The organism is Streptomyces sp. NBC_01197 (assembly GCF_036010505.1).
In the GTDB taxonomy this organism is placed as follows: domain Bacteria; phylum Actinomycetota; class Actinomycetes; order Streptomycetales; family Streptomycetaceae; genus Streptomyces.
Map to the genome: position 1 here is coordinate 4,704,117 of NZ_CP108569.1, position 16,917 is coordinate 4,721,033.

Consider the following 16,917-nt stretch of genomic DNA (forward strand, 5'->3'; position numbering starts at 1 on the left):
ACGCCCGACTGTATTGACTAGTTCTATTCAGCTCGTCAATATGTGAATAGAACGTGTAACAGTGTGGGATCGAGGAGGCAGACCATGTCAGGACCCCGGCCGGTACGGGCCCCGCGCGGTACGGAGCTGAGCACCCTGGGATGGCAGCAGGAAGCCGCCCTGCGCATGCTCCAGAACAACCTGGACCCGGAAGTCGCCGAGCACCCCGACAAGCTCGTCGTCTACGGCGGCACCGGCAAGGCCGCCCGCGACTGGCGCTCCTTCGACGCCATGGTGCGCACGCTGAAGACGCTCAAGCAGGACGAGACGATGCTCGTCCAGTCGGGTCGCCCCGTCGGCGTGATGCAGACCCACGAGTGGGCCCCGCGGGTGCTCATCGCCAACTCCAACCTGGTGGGCGACTGGGCCAACTGGGAGGAGTTCCGGCGGCTCGAATCGCTCGGGCTCACCATGTACGGCCAGATGACGGCCGGCTCCTGGATCTACATCGGGACCCAGGGCATCCTCCAGGGCACCTACGAGACCTTCGCCGCCGTCGCCGCCAAGCGCTTCAACGGCACCCTCGCCGGGACGATCACGCTCACCGCCGGCCTCGGCGGCATGGGCGGCGCCCAGCCGCTCGCCGTGACGATGAACGACGGTGTCGCCATCTGCATCGACGTCGACCCGCGCGCCATCGACCGCCGGATCGAGCACCGCTACCTGGACGTCCGCGCGAACTCCCTTGAGCACGCGCTCCAGCTCGCCGTCGAGGCGCGCGACGCCCGCAAGCCGCTCTCCATCGGCCTCCTCGGCAACGCGGCCGAACTGCTGCCCCGGATGCTCGCCGAGGGTGCGCCGATCGACATCGTGACGGACCAGACCTCCGCCCACGACCCGCTCGCCTACCTGCCGCTCGGCATCGACTTCGACGACATGGCCGCGTACGCCGCCGAGAAGCCCGCCGACTTCACGGTCCGCGCCCGCGAGTCGATGGCCCGGCACGTCGAGGCCATGGTCGGCTTCATGGATGCGGGGGCCGAGGTCTTCGACTACGGCAACTCCATCCGCGGTGAGGCCCAGCTCGCCGGTTACAGCAGGGCGTTCGACTTCCCCGGCTTCGTGCCCGCCTATATCCGCCCGCTCTTCTGCGAGGGCAAGGGCCCGTTCCGCTGGGCCGCTCTCTCCGGTGAGGCCGCGGACATCCACAAGACGGACAAGGCGCTCCTGAAGCTCTTCCCCGAGAACGAGTCGCTGCACCGCTGGATCAAGATGGCCGGTGAGCGCGTCCACTTCCAGGGCCTGCCCGCCCGCATCTGCTGGCTGGGCCAGGGCGAGCGCGACAAGGCCGGCGCCCTCTTCAACGACATGGTCGCCGACGGCACCCTCGCCGCCCCGCTGGCCATCGGCCGCGACCACCTCGACTGCGGCTCGGTCGCCTCCCCGTACCGCGAGACCGAGGCCATGCTCGACGGCTCCGACGCCATCGCCGACTGGCCGCTGCTCAACGCCATGGTCAACGTCGCCTCCGGTGCCTCGTGGGTCTCCATCCACCACGGCGGCGGGGTCGGCATGGGCCGCTCCATCCACGCCGGACAGGTCTCCGTCGCCGACGGCACCCCGCTCGCGGGCGAGAAGATCCGCCGGGTGCTCACCAATGACCCGGGCATGGGCGTCATCCGCCATGTCGACGCCGGATACGACATCGCCGAGCGGGTCGCCGACGAGCGCGGCGTCCGCGTGCCGATGCGCGAGGGCGGTACGCAGTGACCTCCTCGTTCCAAGAGATGTGGGCGGAGCTGCTGCCCATCGGCCGCAGCTCCGAGTCCGGCGGGTACCGCCGGTACGCCTGGACCGGTGCCGACGCCGACTGCCGCGCCTGGTTCAAGGACCAGGCCCTGGCCCGCGGTCTCACATACGAACTCGACCGCAACGGCAACCAGTGGGCCTGGCTTGGCGACCCGCTGGGCACCGACGCCGTCGTCACCGGCTCGCACCTGGACTCCGTACCGGACGGCGGCGCCTTCGACGGGCCCCTCGGGGTGGTCTCCTCCTTCGCCGCGCTCGACGAACTCCGCCGGAGGGGAGCCGAGTTCACCAGGCCGCTGGCGATCAGCAACTTCGGCGACGAGGAAGGCGCCCGCTTCGGGCTCGCCTGCGTAGGCTCCCGGCTCACCGCGGGACAGCTCACCGTCGACAAGGCCCACCAGCTCCGTGACGGCGACGGCGTCTCGCTGCCCGACGCCATGGAGCAGGCCGGGTACGACCCCGCCACCATCGGCGCCGACCCCCAGCGGCTGGCCAGGATCGGCGCGTTCGTCGAGCTCCATGTGGAGCAGGGCCGCGCCCTCGACCTCAGCGGCGACCCGGTCGGCATCGCATCGGCGATCTGGCCGCACGGCCGCTGGCGGTACGACTTCCACGGCGAGGCCAACCACGCCGGGACGACCCGGCTGGTGGACCGCCGCGACCCGATGCTGACATACGCCGAGACTGTCCTGGCCGCCCGCCGCCAGGCGGAACTCGCCGGCGCCGTGGCCACCTTCGGCAAGGTCTCCGTCGAGCCGAACGGCGTCAACGCGATCCCCTCCCTGGTGCGCGGCTGGCTCGACTCGCGCGCCGCCGACCAGTCGACGCTGGACACGGTCATCGCCGGTATCGAGCAGGCCGCCAGGGAACGCGGCGAGCGGGACGGCGTGGACGTCCGCGTCACCCGGGAGTCCTTCACCCCCGTCGTCGAGTTCGAGCACACCCTGCGCGACGAGCTCCGCAAGATCCTCGGCGGCGACGCCACCGACGTGCCCGTTCTCGGAACGGGCGCGGGACACGACGCCGGAATCCTCTCCGCGTCCGTCCCGACCGCCATGCTGTTCGTACGCAACCCCACGGGTGTGTCGCACTCCCCGGCGGAGACCGCCGGTGAGGACGACTGCCTGGCCGGGGTGACCGCACTCGCCGATGTACTGGAGGGCCTGGCGTGCAGGTGACGTACTGGCTGGAACACGCCTGGCTCGACACACATGTCGAGCCAGGCGTCGTCCTGGAGACCGGCCAGGGCCGGATCACGGCCGTCCGCAAGGAGGTGCCGGCCCCGCCGCCCGGTGCGACGGCCCTGCGCGGTCTGACCATCCCGGGCCTGGCGAACGCCCACAGCCACGCCTTTCACCGCGCCCTGCGGTCCGCAGCCCAGGTCGGCTCCGGCACCTTCTGGACCTGGCGCGACGTCATGTACGGCGTGGCCGCCCGGCTGACCCCGGACACCTACCACGCGCTCGCCCGCGCGGTGTACGCCGAGATGGCGATGGCCGGGATCACCGTGGTCGGTGAATTCCACTATGTGCACCACACGCCGGGCGGCGCCCCCTACGACGATCCGAACGCGATGGGCGAGGCGCTGATCGCCGCCGCCGCCGACGCCGGCATCCGCATCACCCTCCTCGACACCGCCTACCTGGCGTCCGGGATGATCGACAAGTACCGCAGCGCGGAGCCCGAGAAGCACCAGCTGCGCTTCTCCGACGGCTCGGCGCAGAGCTGGGCCGAGCGGGCCTCCCTGCTGAAGGACCGCGATCACGCCCGGATCGGCGCGGCCGTCCACTCCGTGCGGGCGGTCCCGGCCGACCAGCTCGCCACCGTGGCCGCGTGGGCCGAGAGCCGGCAGGCCCCGCTGCACGTCCACCTCTCGGAGCAGACCGCCGAGAACGAGTCCTGCCTTGCGGCGCACGGCTGCACGCCCACCCGGCTGCTCGCCGACCACGGAGTGCTCGGGCCCCGCACCGTCGGCGTCCACAACACGCACCTCACCGACGAGGACATCAGCCTCCTCGGCTCCTCGGGGACCGGCACCTGTATGTGCCCCACCACCGAACGCGACCTCGCCGACGGCATCGGCCCCGCCGTCCGGCTCCAGCACGCGGGCAGCCCGCTCTCCCTGGGCAGCGACAGCCACGCCGTGATCGACATCCTCGAAGAGGCGCGCGCCCTGGAGCTCAACGAACGACTGCGCTCGCGCACCCGCGGCCACTGGACGGCGGCGGCCCTGCTGCGCGCGGCCACCTTGGACGGGCACGGCGCGCTCGGCTGGTCCGAGGGCGGCGTCATCGAGACCGGCGCGCTCGCCGACCTCACGACGATCGCACTCGACACGGTCAGAACAGCGGGCCCCGTACCGCGACTCGGAGCGGAGACCGCGGTATTCGCCGGCTCCGCAGCGGACGTACGCCACACGGTCGTGGGCGGCCGCCATGTCGTACGCGACGGAGTCCACGCACTGGTCCCGGACGTCCCGCACGCGCTGGCCGAGTCGATCGCGGCGCTGCGTCCCTGACCCCGTACCCGTACACGTAGGAGCACACCGCGATGACGAACCCCGCCACCGCCCTCACCCACATCGGCAGTCTGGTCACCAACGACCCCTCCCTCGGGGACGGATCCCCGCTCGGTCTGATCCAGGACGCGGCGCTCGTCATCGACGGCGACCGCATTGCCTGGGTCGGTGAATCCAGCAAAGCACCCGCCACTGACAACGCGGTCGACGCGGGCGGCCGGGCGGTGATCCCGGGGTTCGTCGACTCGCACTCGCACCTGGTCTTCGCGGGCGACCGGACGGCCGAGTTCAACGCGCGCATGTCGGGCCGCAGTTACTCGGCGGGCGGCATCCGCACCACGGTCGCCGCCACCCGCGAGGCCACCGACGAACAGCTGTCGGCGAACGTCGCGGCGTACCTCCACGAGGCGCTCCGCCAGGGCACCACCACGCTGGAGACGAAATCCGGCTACGGCCTGACCGTCCAGGACGAGGCACGGGCCCTGCGGATCGCGGCCCGCCACACCGAAGAGGTCACCTACCTGGGCGCCCACATCGTCCCGCCCGACTACGCCGACGACCCCGACGGGTACGTCGCCCTGGTCACCGGCGAGATGCTCGACGCCTGCGCGCCGCACGCGCGCTGGATCGACGTGTTCTGCGAGAAGGGCGCCTTCGACGGGGACCAGGCCCGCGCGATCCTCACCGCGGGACGGGCCAGGGGCCTGCATCCGCGCGTCCACGCCAACCAGCTCGGTTACGGGCCGGGAGTCCAGCTCGCCGTCGAGCTGGACGCCGCTTCGGCCGACCACTGCACCCATCTCACCGACGAGGACGTCACGGCCCTGGCCGACGGCGACACCGTGGCCACGCTGCTGCCGGGCGCCGAGTTCTCCACCCGCGCAGCCTGGCCGGACGCCCGCAGACTCCTCGACGCGGGGGTGACGGTCGCGCTCTCCACCGACTGCAACCCGGGCTCGTCGTTCACGTCCTCCATGCCGTTCTGTATCGCCCTGGCGGTACGGGACATGGGGATGAGCCCGGACGAGGCGCTCTGGGCGGCAACGGCGGGCGGCGCGCAGGCGCTGCGCCGTACGGACATCGGCCGGCTCGTGCCGGGGGCCAGGGCGGACCTGACACTGCTCGACGCCCCGTCCCACGTCCACCTCGCCTACCGGCCCGGTGTCCCGCTGGTCTCGGGGGTGTGGCAGCGCGGAACCCGGGTGGTCTGACCCGGCCGAAACTCACTCAGCCCGCGTACGCCGTTCACGACCGGCGTACGCGGGCTTGAACGCGCGCCGTAACGCCCCGTAGCCCGGTAGCTCCGTACGCGGCCCGTACGTACCGGCTCCGCACGCGGAAGAGCCGGTCCCGGCGAGCGGGACCGGCTCTTCCGCCGAGGCGCTGCCCGGCCGTGTGCCGGACGGACGCTCCTCGCGACGGTGCCTCACTGCTCCAGGGTCAGCCCCTTGCGCAGCTTCACCAGGGTGCGCGACAGCAGCCGCGACACGTGCATCTGCGAGATGCCCAGCTCTTCGCCGATCTCCGACTGCGTCATGTTGGCGACGAAGCGCAGCGACAGGATCTGCCGGTCGCGCGAGGGGAGCCCGGCTATGAGGGGCTTGAGCGACTCGATGTACTCGACGCCTTCGAGGTCGTGGTCCTCGTAGCCGATCCGGTCGGCCAGCGCGCCCTCGGACTCGTCCTCCTCGGGCTGGGCGTCGAGCGAGCTCGCGGTGTACGCGTTGCTCGCCGCCATCCCTTCGACGACCTCTTCCTTGGTCAGGTCGAGGCGTGCGGCGAGTTCCGCCACGGTCGGGGCGCGGTCGAGCTGCTGGGCGAGCTCGTCGCCTGCCTTGGCGAGGTCGAGACGGAGCTCCTGGAGACGGCGCGGTACCCGCACCGACCAGGACGTGTCACGGAAGAAGCGCTTGATCTCGCCGATGATCGTCGGCATCGCGAACGTGGGGAATTCCACGCCTCTGCTGAGCTCGAAGCGGTCTATCGCCTTGATCAGCCCGATCGTGCCGACCTGGATGATGTCTTCCATCGGTTCGCTGCGTGAGCGGAACCGGGAGGCGGCGAACTTGACCAGGGCCAGGTTGAGCTCGACGAGCGTGTTACGGACATATGCGTACTCGTGCGTTCCCTCTTCGAGGGACTCCAGCCGCGAGAAGAGCGTCTTCGACAGGGCCCTGGCGTCCAGCGGGCCCACTTCGCCGTACGGCGGAATCTCAGGAAAATCCTCGATTCCGGACTCGATCCGGTGGGGCTGGGTAGGACGTGCAGTCGACGCATCGCTGCGGGATTCGTCGAGCCGGGGTGACATGGTGTCCTCCATGGTTCTCGGCATATGGCTGCCGATGCCTGTGTTCAGCGGTGTAGCGGCGCCTCCGAAGCCGACCGTGTTCGAATGATGTCGCTACTACCCCTACCGGCTGGCGATGGCCAAGCGCAAGTGTTAAATGTCCGTATTGATAAGGTTTGTTGGGGTTGTTCGGCTACCGGTCGACGTGCGAAAGGCGTAGTCTTCGTCGCACGTCAGCGACATCTCCAAGACGGCGAAGAGGAACGGACATGGACCGCGGGACGGTCGGCAGCACAAACCGGGGCCGGCTTCAGGTCGAAGTCAGGTCCGTTGACCGGAGTGAGGTGGTGACTCCGGCAGGTGAGCTCGATCACCACACTGCCGAATTGCTGAGCGAGCCGCTGGACGACGCGCTGGAGCGGGGCCGGTCGAGGCTGGTCATCGACTGCTCCCAGCTGGAATTCTGTGACTCCACCGGCCTGAACGTGCTCCTCGGGGCCCGTCTCAAGGCGGAGGCCGCCGGGGGAGGGGTTCACCTGGCCGGGATGCTTCCCGTGGTGGCCAGAGTGTTCGAGATCACAGGCGCCGAGGCAGTCTTCACCGTGCACGATTGTCTCGAAGACGCGCTGCGCGACTGATCCGCACACTCTGTAGAAAGAAAAGAGTGTTGTCACCATTAGGCAGGGCAGGAGTCCCTCCGCAATCTCTGTACCGCTGACTTTTTTGAACCGGTGAATCGGTGAGGTGAAGCGCTGATGAGCACCACCCGGCAGCAGCCGCCGGGGGACCTCGGTCCCGAGCGCGACGACGCCGGACCAGCCTTTGCCGAGTCCGCCGAAGGCCGCAGTCGCACGCTCTCCCTGCAGAGCGCGAGCGGCATCGTTCCCCTGGCGCGTGATTTCACGCGCCAGGCGCTGTACGACTGGGCCTGGCTGCCCGCCGAGAGCGCCGACCGCCGTGCCGCGGCGGAGGACGTCCTGCTGGTCGTGTCCGAGCTGGTCACCAACGCGTGCCTGCACGCCGAGGGCCCCGAGGAGCTTCGCGTCTCGTACGGGCAGAAGGTGCTCCGTCTTGAGGTCGTCGACCGCGGCGCGGGCCAGCCCGCACCGCGCAGCCCGCACCGGGCGGGCCGGCCCGGCGGGCACGGCATGTTCATCGTGGAGCGGCTCTGCCTCGACTGGGGCGTGGTCCGTACTCCCGGCAGGCCAGGCAAGATGGTCTGGGCCGAGCTGGCCGCACCGGCTTAACTTCCCCCTCTTCTCCTCTTCCCCTGAGCGCACCGATCCGGTGCGCTCTTTGTCTTCCCTCGGCAAGGGCTCCGGCGTACCTTGAGCGCCCAATCTGATGTGTCGTCAGTAACTTAGCGGCGGCATCCGGCATAAGGGGTTTCGAGGTGTCGTACCAGAAGCGGACAGCGTTTGCGCTGGCGGCGGCCGTCGCGGGCTCGGTGGTGCTGATGACCGCACCGGCAGCCCAGGCCGACGTGGTGGACGTCAACTACCAGTGCAAGACGCCGATCGGTAACAAGGGAGCCGTCTCGCCCATCGACATCAAGGGCGTCAAGAGCGGCAGCGGCTACACCCTCACCATGTCCTTCCAGAAAGGCGTCTCGTCCAGCCCGGTCGAACTGGGCAAGGGCGCCATGAAGCCCAGCGCGCTCATCAAGCTGGGCGGCGCCGAGAGCGGAACGGTCCCGGTCTCGGGACCCACCAACCCGGCGGCCATACCCGCCAACTCGCCCATCAAGATCAGCGATCTGTCGGGCACCTACACGCCCCACAAGAGCGGCAAGGTCACCTTCACCGCGTCGACGCTGACCATCAAGGCGCTCGGTACGACGACCACCTGTACTCCGTCCAACAGCCCCAAGCCCTCACTGGAACTGACGGTCGCCGGATCGGGCGGCGGCGGTACGAGCGGGGGCAGCGGCTCCAGTACGAGCGGTGGTTCCTCGCAGAGCACATCGGGCGGCAGCCTGCCGAAGACCGGGCCGCTCGACTCCACGATGGCGCTCGGCACGCTCGGCGGGACCGTGCTGCTCAGCGGGGCCGCGGGGGTGCTGTGGCTGACCCGGCGGGGCCAGCGGTCCGCCTGACACCTGCCGGGACCAGGGAGGCGGTCCAAGCAACAGGGAGTTCTCTCATGCTCACGCGCAACATCCGTTCCGCCGTGCTCACGGCTGCCGTACTGCTCTGCTCCGCCGTACCCGCGCTCGTACCCGCGGCCGCGGCGGAACCGGCGGCCGGCGGCTCCGGCTGGACGGCGGCGCCCGCGTCCGGCGCGGGGACCAGACCCAGCGCCGACGGCCGGCCGTACTTCTATCTGGAGGGTGCGCCGGGGACCGTCCTGGAGGACACCCTGGCGCTGACCAATCCGGGGAAGAAGGCCGTGACCGTACGGCTGCGGGGGGCCGAGGCGGACAACACGGCTTCCGGTGGGTCCGCGTTCCGCACCACGGGCCACTCCTGGATCACTCCGGCCGCCCGCACGGTGAAGGTCCCGGCGCGCACCAGCGCCCGGGTCCCCTTCAGCGTCACGGTCCCCGCCACCGCAGAACCGGGCGACCACCCGGCCGCGATCGTGGCGGCGGCAGGCGGGCGCGAGGCCGGGGTGCGGGTCCAGCTACGGGTGAGCGGACCGACGCTCTCGGCGCTGACCGTCGAGGACGTCCGGGTCGACAAGGGCCGGGGGCTGATCCACTACACGCTGGTGAACCGCGGCAACACCGCCCTCACCCCGCACCTCGATGTACGTACCGACGGCCTCATCAGCGGCGCTCACCACATCGCCGGGCGCACGCTGCCGGTGGAACTGCTGCCCGGACGGCGCGCACGGCTCACGGAGAGGTGGCCGCATCCGCCGGCGCTCGACTCGGCGTCCGTGCACCTCACGGTGGCGGCCGGGGGCGGAGCACGCGGGACGGGGACCGTGTCCGCGGTGTTCGTGCCGTGGTGGCGCGTGGCGGGGGCTGTGGTCCTGGTGCTCGCGGGTACGGGCGGCTGGTCCGCCGTACGGCGCAGACGCCGGGAAGAGGGGCCGGGCGCCGGCCCGGACCCGTACGCAAGCGACAGCGGCACCGGCGGCAGCGGCACCAGGGACACGGAGTACACCGACAGCGAACCGGCGACGGCGGGAGCGGCAACGTGAAGATCGAACCCGCCCGGTGGCTGCGGGCACTCGGGAGCTGGGGGGCCGCCCTGGCCTTCCTCCTGGCGCTGCTCCCCGTCCTGGTCGTGTCCCCGGCCACCGGCGCCGCCGCGGCCGGCCGGCCCGGCGCCACGCTCTCCCAGCAACAGGCGGGCAAGGGCGGCGACATCACCGTCAGGGGCACGGGCTGGCGTCCGGACGCGCTGCTCATGATGCTGATCTGCGGTCAGGCCACCCCGGCCCGCGGCGTGATCGGCGGCACCAACTCCTGTGCCAACTCCGAGGGACGCGCCGTCACCACCGACTCCGAGGGTGGCTTCAGCAAGAAGTTGCCGGTCGCCGAGCCGCCCAAGCCCTGCCCGTGCGTGGTGCACATCGCGACCGTGACCGGTGAACAGGCCGCGGCCGACGTGGTGTTCAAGGTCGCGGGACATCCGGTCGCGGCCCTGCCGAAACCCTCGCCCGGGCGGCTGGCGGTCCTGTCCGACGCCCGTCTCGAAGGGTCGAGCGGGGTCCTCACCTGGTTCGGGGCGCCACCGAGCCGGACCATCGTCTTCACCGTGGGCAACCTCGGCTCGACGCCCGTCAAGGACCCGCTCTTCTCCCTCGGCACCTCGCACGGCGTGTTCGCCCCGCAGTGGCAGGACGGCCAGTGGCACGGCACCGTCGCACCTGGCAAGAAGGCGCAGATCAGACTGGACGCCGAACTGTCGGCGGGCGCCCACGGCGACTACCAGGTCGCGGTGAAGTACGCCGGCAAGGTGCTGGTCGAGCAGCCCTGGGGGGTGGGCCGCCCGTGGGGCGTCACGTTCTTCTGGCTGCTGCTGTGCGTGGTCGTACCGGCCGCCGTGTTCCGTATCGGCATGGCGGTCGTCGACAAGGTCAGGCCGCGGGGCGCACGCGGTACGGCCGGTGGCGCCGGCCGCCACCGGAACGCGCTGCTGCCCGGACTCACCGTGAGAATGCCCGCGTTCCGCAGGCCCGGGCGGGCGGCGTCGCCGTCCGGTGACGGGCCGCCCTCTACGACCACGGTTCTGCCGTGGTTCACCCCGGACACCGCACCGTCTGAGAACCACCCGGCCGAGAAGCACCCGACGACGAAGGGAAACTCGTGATCAGACAACGGAGGATGAGCGCGGCAGGATTCGCGCTGATGCTCGGCGGTGCGGGGATCATGCTGGCCGCGGGCCCCGCGCAGGCCGCGGACGTCTCGTACAAGACCGAGTGCATACCGCCCTCGATTTCCGGCTTGCCGCCCATCGAGGGCACGACCGCCGTGGCGATCACCGCGCCCGCCACGGCGAAGGTGGGCGACGAGGTCGACGTCGTGTGGAAGACGGTCTCGGCCGCCTCCAAGAACCCCGACATCCTCAATCTGGACGCCAACACCGTGCAGCCGACCGGCACGGTCAAGGTCGGCGGGGCCCAGACAGCGGACCTGGCCGTGCAGGGGCCCCGGACCAACCCGCCCATCCCCAAGGGCGCCCCGATGGTCCTCTCCGACATGACGGCCAAGCTGAAGCTGACCAAGGCCGGGGACGTCACGCTGACGGCCGACAAGTACAACATCAACGTCAGCAAGCCGATCTCCACGGACACCAAGTGCTCGCCCAAGGAGACGGTGAAGCCGTCGACCACCATCAAGGTCACGGACGGCGGGGGGACGACCACCGGCGGGACCACGACGGGCGGAACGACCACCGGCGGCACGACGGCCGGGACGACCACCGGCGGCACGACGGCCGGGACGACCACCGGCGGTACCACCACGGGCGGTACGACGGCCGGCACCACCACCGGCGGTACGAGCACCGGCGGGTCCACCACAGGCGGCAGCACCACGGGCGGCACCGGGGGCGCGACCGATTTCCCCGGCAAGCAGGTCTCCGTCGCCTACGCCTGCAAGACGCCCATCGGCGACAAGAACGCCACATCGCCGGTGCAGATCAACGCCAAGAAGAGCGGGGGGAACTACGGCCTCACCGTGAAGTTCAGCAAGTCCGTGATGGACAGCCCGGCCGACATCCCCGCCGGTTCGGTCGTCCCGTCCATGGACGTCAAACTGGGCGGCTCCGACAAGGGCACGGTCCATGTGGTGGGCCCGGCCAACAAGTCGGCCATCAAGTCGGGGGCGCCCATCGTGATCCCCGACCTGACCGGCACGTACAAGCCGGGCGCCAGCGGCAAGACGACGCTCAGCCCCGGCGTACTGACCGTCAAGGCGCTCGGTACGACCACCACCTGCACCCCGCCGGGGAACGTCGCCGTCTCACTGCAACTGGACACGTCGGCCCAGCCGGGCGGCGCGTCGGGTGGCACGTCGACCGGCGGTACCACCGGCGGCACGGCGACGGGCGGCTCGGGCGGCAGCACCAGCACCAGCGGTGGCCTCGCCGAGACCGGTGCGAGTGACAACGGCGGTCTGCGGGCGCTCGGCCTGGTGGCCGGCACGGTGATCCTGCTGGGCGGCGCGGTGTTCACCTTCACCCCGTGGAGGAGGCTGCGCGGCACTCGCTGACCCCCGGGCACAGGGCACCGGGTCCGCCGCCGTCCTGGGGAGGGCCCGGCGCGTACCGGAGGGCTCCCGAAGCTGAGCGCGTACGGGACAGGCCCCGCCGCACCTGACCGGTGCGGCGGGGCCTGCGTACAAAAACAGGTCGAGCGCGGACCGCGTCAGCGGACCTCGCCCATGAGGTCCTTGACCTTGCGTCGGTACATCCAGATCGCTATCGCCGCGACCACCGCGAGCGCCGCCTCAAGACCGACGATGCCGGACTTGTTGAGGTTCACACCGGCCAGCGACATCAGGCTGGTGAAGCAGTCACCCGCCGTGACGGCGAGGAACCACACACCCATCATCTGGCTGGCGTACTTCGCCGGGGCCATCTTCGTGGTCACCGAGAGGCCGACCGGGGAGAGGCAGAGCTCACCGACGGTCTGGATGAAGTAGACCGCCACCAGCCACATCGGGCTGACCTTCGAGCCGTCCGTGGTCGACATCAGCGGCAGCATGAAGACGAAGAACGAGATGCCGATCAGGAAGAGGCCCGAGACGAACTTGACGACCGTGCTGGGCTCCTTGCCCCTCTTGTTGAGGGCCAGCCAGATCCAGGCGACGACCGGGGCCAGCGCCATGATGAACACCGGGTTCACCGACTGGTACCAGGAGGTCGGGAAGTGGAAGCCGAGCAGGCTGTTCGTCGTGGAGTTCTCACCGAAGAGCGACATCGTGGAGCCGCCCTGGTCGTAGATCATCCAGAAGACGGCCGCGGCCACGAAGAACCAGATGTACCCGGACATCTTCTTCTGCTCGTGGCCCGACAGGTCCCGGTCGCGCTTGATGCGCACCAGGACGCCGATCGGGATGAGCAGACCGAGCACGGTGATCGGGTAGAGCGCCCAGTTCTGGGTGAACGCTCCGCTGAAGACCACGCCGCCGTAGAAGACCGCGGCGATGATCAGGCAGATCAGGCCCTTGGTCAGGGTCGAGCTGCGCTCCTGCGCCGACAGCGGCTTCGGGACGACGCTGCTGCGCGCGTTCAGGTGGCGGGTGCCGACCAGGAACTGGATCAGGCCCATCGCCATGCCGAGCGCCGCGAGGGCGAAGCCGAGGTGCCAGTTGACGTTCTCGCCGACCGTGCCGATGACCAGCGGCGCCAGGAAGGCACCGAGGTTGATGCCCATGTAGAAGACGGTGAAGCCACCGTCGCGGCGCGGGTCGTCGGGGCCCTTGTACAGGTGGCCGACCATCGTGGAGATGTTGGCCTTCAGTAGCCCGGAACCGAACGCGACGAGCGCCAGACCCGCGAAGAACGCACCCGTGCTGGGCAGCGCCAGAGTGAGATGCCCGACCATGATGACCGAGGCCGCGATGGCGACCGTCTTACGGGGCCCCCAGACGCGGTCGCCGAACCAGCCGCCGGGCATGGCGAGCAGGTAGACCATCGCCAGGTAGATCGAGTAGATCGCCGTGGCGGTGGCCGCGCTCAGGTGCGGACCGCTGTTGGACACCAGGTACAGCGGGAGCAGAGCCCTCATGCCGTAGAAGCTGAAACGCTCCCACATCTCGGTCATGAAGAGCGTTGCCAGGCCGCGGGGGTGTCCGAAGAAGGTCTTTTCCGGGGTCTCCGGAGCCTTCGTCAGGCTTGACGCCATGGTCGTTCCTTGCTTTTCGGGACGCGTCGCAGATCGGTGACGCGCCCGGTGGGGGGGTGGCCGGCACCGGCATGGTCCGTCCCCGCCCCACGCCTGAGGGGCCAGCCGGATGTGATCCGTACCGAAGGGGGAGACCACACCGGGATCCACGCTCCGCGCGCTTCCTCGCACACAGGGCCCGGCCGCTAGGTCATTCACTGTCCAAGCGGCCGAAATGCCGACCGCGCACACAATAAGGGGGCCTTTGCCGCCTCATGGCAGGCCAAAGAACCTCAAGTACTGCTTGAGGCGTCTCGCCACCATAAAGAGGCAGCTGCGGCATTTGAAAGGGTTTGAGACATGGATCACAGGTGAATGCCGGAACCGGCCACTGTATTCGAAGGTGGCAATCCGTATGACCGCCCAGACCCGCAGCCCTCCGCGATCACCTCACGAGCACGACCCGTCGCGGTCTACCATCACCTTCATGACCCGTGTACTGCTCGCCGAGGACGACGCATCCATCTCGGAGCCGCTGGCCCGCGCACTGCGTCGGGAGGGTTACGAGGTCGAGGTGCGGGAAGACGGACCGACCGCGCTCGACGCCGGCCTTCAAGGAGGGATCGACCTGGTCGTCCTGGATCTGGGCCTGCCCGGCATGGACGGCCTGGAGGTGGCCAGGCGGCTGCGCGCCGACGGGCACACCGTGCCCGTCCTGGTGCTCACCGCCCGCGCCGACGAGGTCGACACGGTGGTCGGCCTGGACGCCGGTGCCGACGACTACGTCACCAAGCCGTTCCGGCTCGCCGAACTGCTGGCGCGGGTACGGGCCCTGCTGCGGCGCGGCGCCGCCGAGACCACCCCGCAGCCCGCCACCCACGGCGTACGGATCGACGTCGAGTCGCACCGGGCCTGGATGGGTGACGAGGAACTCCAGCTGACGGCAAAGGAGTTCGACCTGCTGCGGGTCCTGGTCAGGGACGCAGGCCGGGTCGTCACCCGCGACCAGCTGATGCGCGAGGTCTGGGACACCACCTGGTGGTCGTCCACCAAGACGCTCGACATGCACATCTCCTGGCTGCGCAAGAAGCTCGGCGACGACGCGGCGAACCCGCGCTACATCGCCACCGTGCGGGGCGTCGGCTTCCGCTTCGAGAAGAGCTGAGGCGGGAGCCACAAGGCGAGGCCGCGGGCGTAGAACCGTCCCGGTCCCGGGGGCGGCGACTGCGACACTTGCCGTATGCGCCGCCGACTCATCAACTCCACGCTCGCCGTCGTACTCGTCGTGATCGCCGTCTTCGGCGTCTCACTCGTCATCGTCGAGACGCGCACCATCAGCAGCAGTGCTCAGGAGAGCGTGGACTCCGAGGCGCTGCGTCTCGCGAGCATCGTCGAGAGCCGGATCGTCGGCAACGAACGGGTCACCGGGTCTGTCCTGCACGACCAGGTCGAGGCCCACCGCTACGCGGTGATCAAGGTCCCCGGCCGGGACACCGTCAGGCTCGGCACCGAGCCCGAGGGTAGCGTCATCCGGTCCAGGGCGACCGGCGCCCACGGCGAGGAGGTCACGGTCGAGGAAGCGGGCTCCACCGTGACCCGAGAGGTCGGCCGGACCCTGCTCATCATCGGCGCGGTGGCCCTCCTGGCGATCGTCTCGGCGGTGCTCCTCGCCGTACGCCAGGCCAACAAGCTCACCTCGCCGCTCACCGACCTGGCCGAGACCGCCGAACGCCTCGGCTCCGGTGACCCGCGCCCCCGGCACAAGCGGTACGCGGTGCCAGAGCTGGACCGGGTCGCCGATGTGCTCGACTCGTCGGCCGAGCGGATCACCAGGATGCTGACCGCCGAGCGCCGGCTGGCCGCCGACGCGTCGCACCAGCTCCGTACGCCGCTGACCGCGCTCTCCATGCGCCTTGAGGAGATCACCCTCACCGAGGACCTGGGCACGGTGAAGGAGGAGGCGACCATCGCGCTGACCCAGGTCGAGCGGCTGACGGACGTCGTGGAGCGGCTGCTGACCAACTCCCGCGACCCGCGCACCGGCTCCGCCGTCACCTTCGATCTGGACGAGGTCGTCACCCAGCAGCTCCAGGAGTGGCGCCCGGCGTACCGCAGCGCGGGGCGCGCGATCGTACGGTCGGGGAAGCGCGGGCTGCGGGCCATCGGTACGCCCGGCGCGGTGGCCCAGGTGATGGCCGCCCTGATCGAGAACTCGCTGATGCACGGCGGCGGCACCGTCGCGGTGCGTACACGGGTCACCGGCACCCAGACGGTCGTCGAGGTGACCGACGAGGGGCCCGGTGTGCCGTCCGACCTCGGGGCGCGGATCTTCGAGCGGACCATCAGTGGCCGCAACTCCACCGGTATCGGCCTCGCCGTGGCCCGTGACCTGGCGGAGGCGGACGGCGGACGGCTCGAAATGCTCCAGCAGTACCCGCCGGTCTTCGCGCTCTTCCTGAGCCGGGTGTCGAAGAACCCGCCGCAGCAGAACAGCGCCCCCGACCCGCAGCCGACGATCCGGTGACCGGGGCTGCCGGCAGGCCCTACTCCGGGCCGGCCTCCACCAGGGCCCCGGCAGCCGGGGCCGGCGCGGCCAGCGCCCGGAACACCCAGGTGCGGTAGGACCAGAAGCGGAAGAGCGTCGCGACGGCGATACCGAGGAACTTGAAGAAGTTGCTCTGCAGCGGGGAGTTCCAGTCGGCGCCGTAGGTCGCCGCGTAGAGGATCCCGTTCTCGATGACCGCCCCGACCAGGCTGAACAGCAGGAAAAGACCCATCTCCCGGGCGCGGCCGCTCTTCTCGCGGTCCCGGTAGGCGAAGTACCGCAGGCCCACGTAGTTGAAGACGACCGCGATGACGGTCGCCAGCACACTGGCCCGTACCACCTGCAGTGAGGTCGTGTGGCGGAGCAGGTTGAACGCCGCCATGTTGACCAGCAGGCCGAGGGCGCCCACCGCGCCGAACTTGGCGACCTCGCGCCAGAGCCGCTGCACCCGCGTCCGCATCCCGCCGGAATCGCTCATGGTGGTGGAAAGCCCCGTTC

At 70.3% G+C, this 16,917-nt stretch carries 15 protein-coding genes; 12 read left to right on the forward strand and 3 right to left on the reverse strand.

Annotation, left to right across the window (positions count from 1 at the left end):
* The first annotated feature begins 84 nt into the window (after positions 1-84).
* From hutU to hutI, 4 genes are read left to right on the forward strand one after another with little or no spacing between them, the layout of a single operon-like run.
* Positions 85-1,749 carry a urocanate hydratase gene (gene hutU, locus OG452_RS21590; RefSeq protein WP_327297234.1) on the forward strand — a complete coding sequence of 555 codons (1,665 nt, stop codon included), beginning with the start codon at positions 85-87 and terminating at the stop codon, positions 1,747-1,749.
* Between the two features lie 17 nt (positions 1,750-1,766).
* Positions 1,767-2,966 (forward strand): allantoate amidohydrolase, encoded by a 1,200-nt coding sequence (locus OG452_RS21595; RefSeq protein ID WP_327299724.1) that lies wholly within the window; start codon positions 1,767-1,769, stop codon positions 2,964-2,966.
* Positions 2,957-4,306 carry a formimidoylglutamate deiminase gene (locus tag OG452_RS21600; protein WP_327297235.1) on the forward strand — a complete coding sequence of 450 codons (1,350 nt, stop codon included), beginning with the start codon at positions 2,957-2,959 and terminating at the stop codon, positions 4,304-4,306. The genes OG452_RS21595 and OG452_RS21600 overlap by 10 nt, the downstream gene beginning before the upstream one ends.
* Positions 4,307-4,338: 32 nt before the next feature.
* Entirely contained in the window at positions 4,339-5,517 is a 1,179-nt protein-coding gene (gene hutI / locus OG452_RS21605) for an imidazolonepropionase (RefSeq protein WP_327297236.1), read from the forward strand.
* Positions 5,518-5,732: 215 nt separating this feature from the next.
* Here hutI and OG452_RS21610 read toward each other — a convergent pair whose 3' ends face one another.
* A complete protein-coding gene (locus tag OG452_RS21610; protein WP_327297237.1) occupies positions 5,733-6,626 on the reverse strand; it encodes an RNA polymerase sigma factor SigF in 894 nt (297 codons plus the stop codon).
* 236 nt (positions 6,627-6,862) lie between these two features.
* Between OG452_RS21610 and OG452_RS21615 the strand changes: the two genes are divergently transcribed.
* From OG452_RS21615 to OG452_RS21640, 6 genes are all read left to right on the forward strand, one after another.
* The gene (locus OG452_RS21615) at positions 6,863-7,231 is read left to right on the forward strand and encodes an STAS domain-containing protein (protein ID WP_327297238.1); all 369 of its coding nucleotides are present in this window, start codon (positions 6,863-6,865) and stop codon (positions 7,229-7,231) included.
* Between the two features lie 117 nt (positions 7,232-7,348).
* Positions 7,349-7,840, forward strand: coding sequence for an ATP-binding protein (locus OG452_RS21620; protein WP_327297239.1), 492 nt, complete (start codon positions 7,349-7,351; stop codon positions 7,838-7,840).
* A gap of 146 nt (positions 7,841-7,986) precedes the next feature.
* The gene (locus tag OG452_RS21625) at positions 7,987-8,688 is read left to right on the forward strand and encodes a peptidase (RefSeq protein WP_327297240.1); all 702 of its coding nucleotides are present in this window, start codon (positions 7,987-7,989) and stop codon (positions 8,686-8,688) included.
* Positions 8,689-8,735: 47 nt separating this feature from the next.
* Complete coding sequence (locus OG452_RS21630) at positions 8,736-9,740, forward strand: hypothetical protein (protein ID WP_327297241.1); 1,005 nt, start codon at positions 8,736-8,738, stop codon at positions 9,738-9,740.
* Positions 9,737-10,855 carry a hypothetical protein gene (locus OG452_RS21635; RefSeq protein ID WP_405561395.1) on the forward strand — a complete coding sequence of 373 codons (1,119 nt, stop codon included), beginning with the start codon at positions 9,737-9,739 and terminating at the stop codon, positions 10,853-10,855. The genes OG452_RS21630 and OG452_RS21635 overlap by 4 nt, the downstream gene beginning before the upstream one ends.
* Before the next feature lie 14 nt (positions 10,856-10,869).
* On the forward strand, positions 10,870-12,258 hold the full coding sequence (locus OG452_RS21640) for a hypothetical protein (RefSeq protein ID WP_327297242.1): 1,389 nt from the start codon (positions 10,870-10,872) through the stop codon (positions 12,256-12,258).
* A 155-nt stretch (positions 12,259-12,413) separates the two neighbouring features.
* Here OG452_RS21640 and OG452_RS21645 read toward each other — a convergent pair whose 3' ends face one another.
* Positions 12,414-13,895, reverse strand: coding sequence for a peptide MFS transporter (locus tag OG452_RS21645; protein WP_327297243.1), 1,482 nt, complete (start codon positions 13,893-13,895; stop codon positions 12,414-12,416).
* Between the two features lie 466 nt (positions 13,896-14,361).
* Here OG452_RS21645 and OG452_RS21650 point away from each other — a divergent pair, with 466 nt between their 5' ends.
* Together OG452_RS21650 and OG452_RS21655 are read left to right on the forward strand one after the other, a co-directional pair.
* Positions 14,362-15,039, forward strand: a complete 678-nt coding sequence (locus OG452_RS21650; RefSeq protein WP_327297244.1) for a response regulator transcription factor — start codon at positions 14,362-14,364, stop codon at positions 15,037-15,039.
* 75 nt (positions 15,040-15,114) lie between these two features.
* A complete protein-coding gene (locus OG452_RS21655) occupies positions 15,115-16,398 on the forward strand; it encodes an ATP-binding protein (RefSeq protein ID WP_327297245.1) in 1,284 nt (427 codons plus the stop codon).
* Between the two features lie 19 nt (positions 16,399-16,417).
* Here the strand turns inward: OG452_RS21655 and OG452_RS21660 are convergent, their stop codons facing one another.
* Positions 16,418-16,897 (reverse strand): GtrA family protein, encoded by a 480-nt coding sequence (locus OG452_RS21660; protein ID WP_327297246.1) that lies wholly within the window; start codon positions 16,895-16,897, stop codon positions 16,418-16,420.
* Positions 16,898-16,917: the final 20 nt, after the last annotated feature.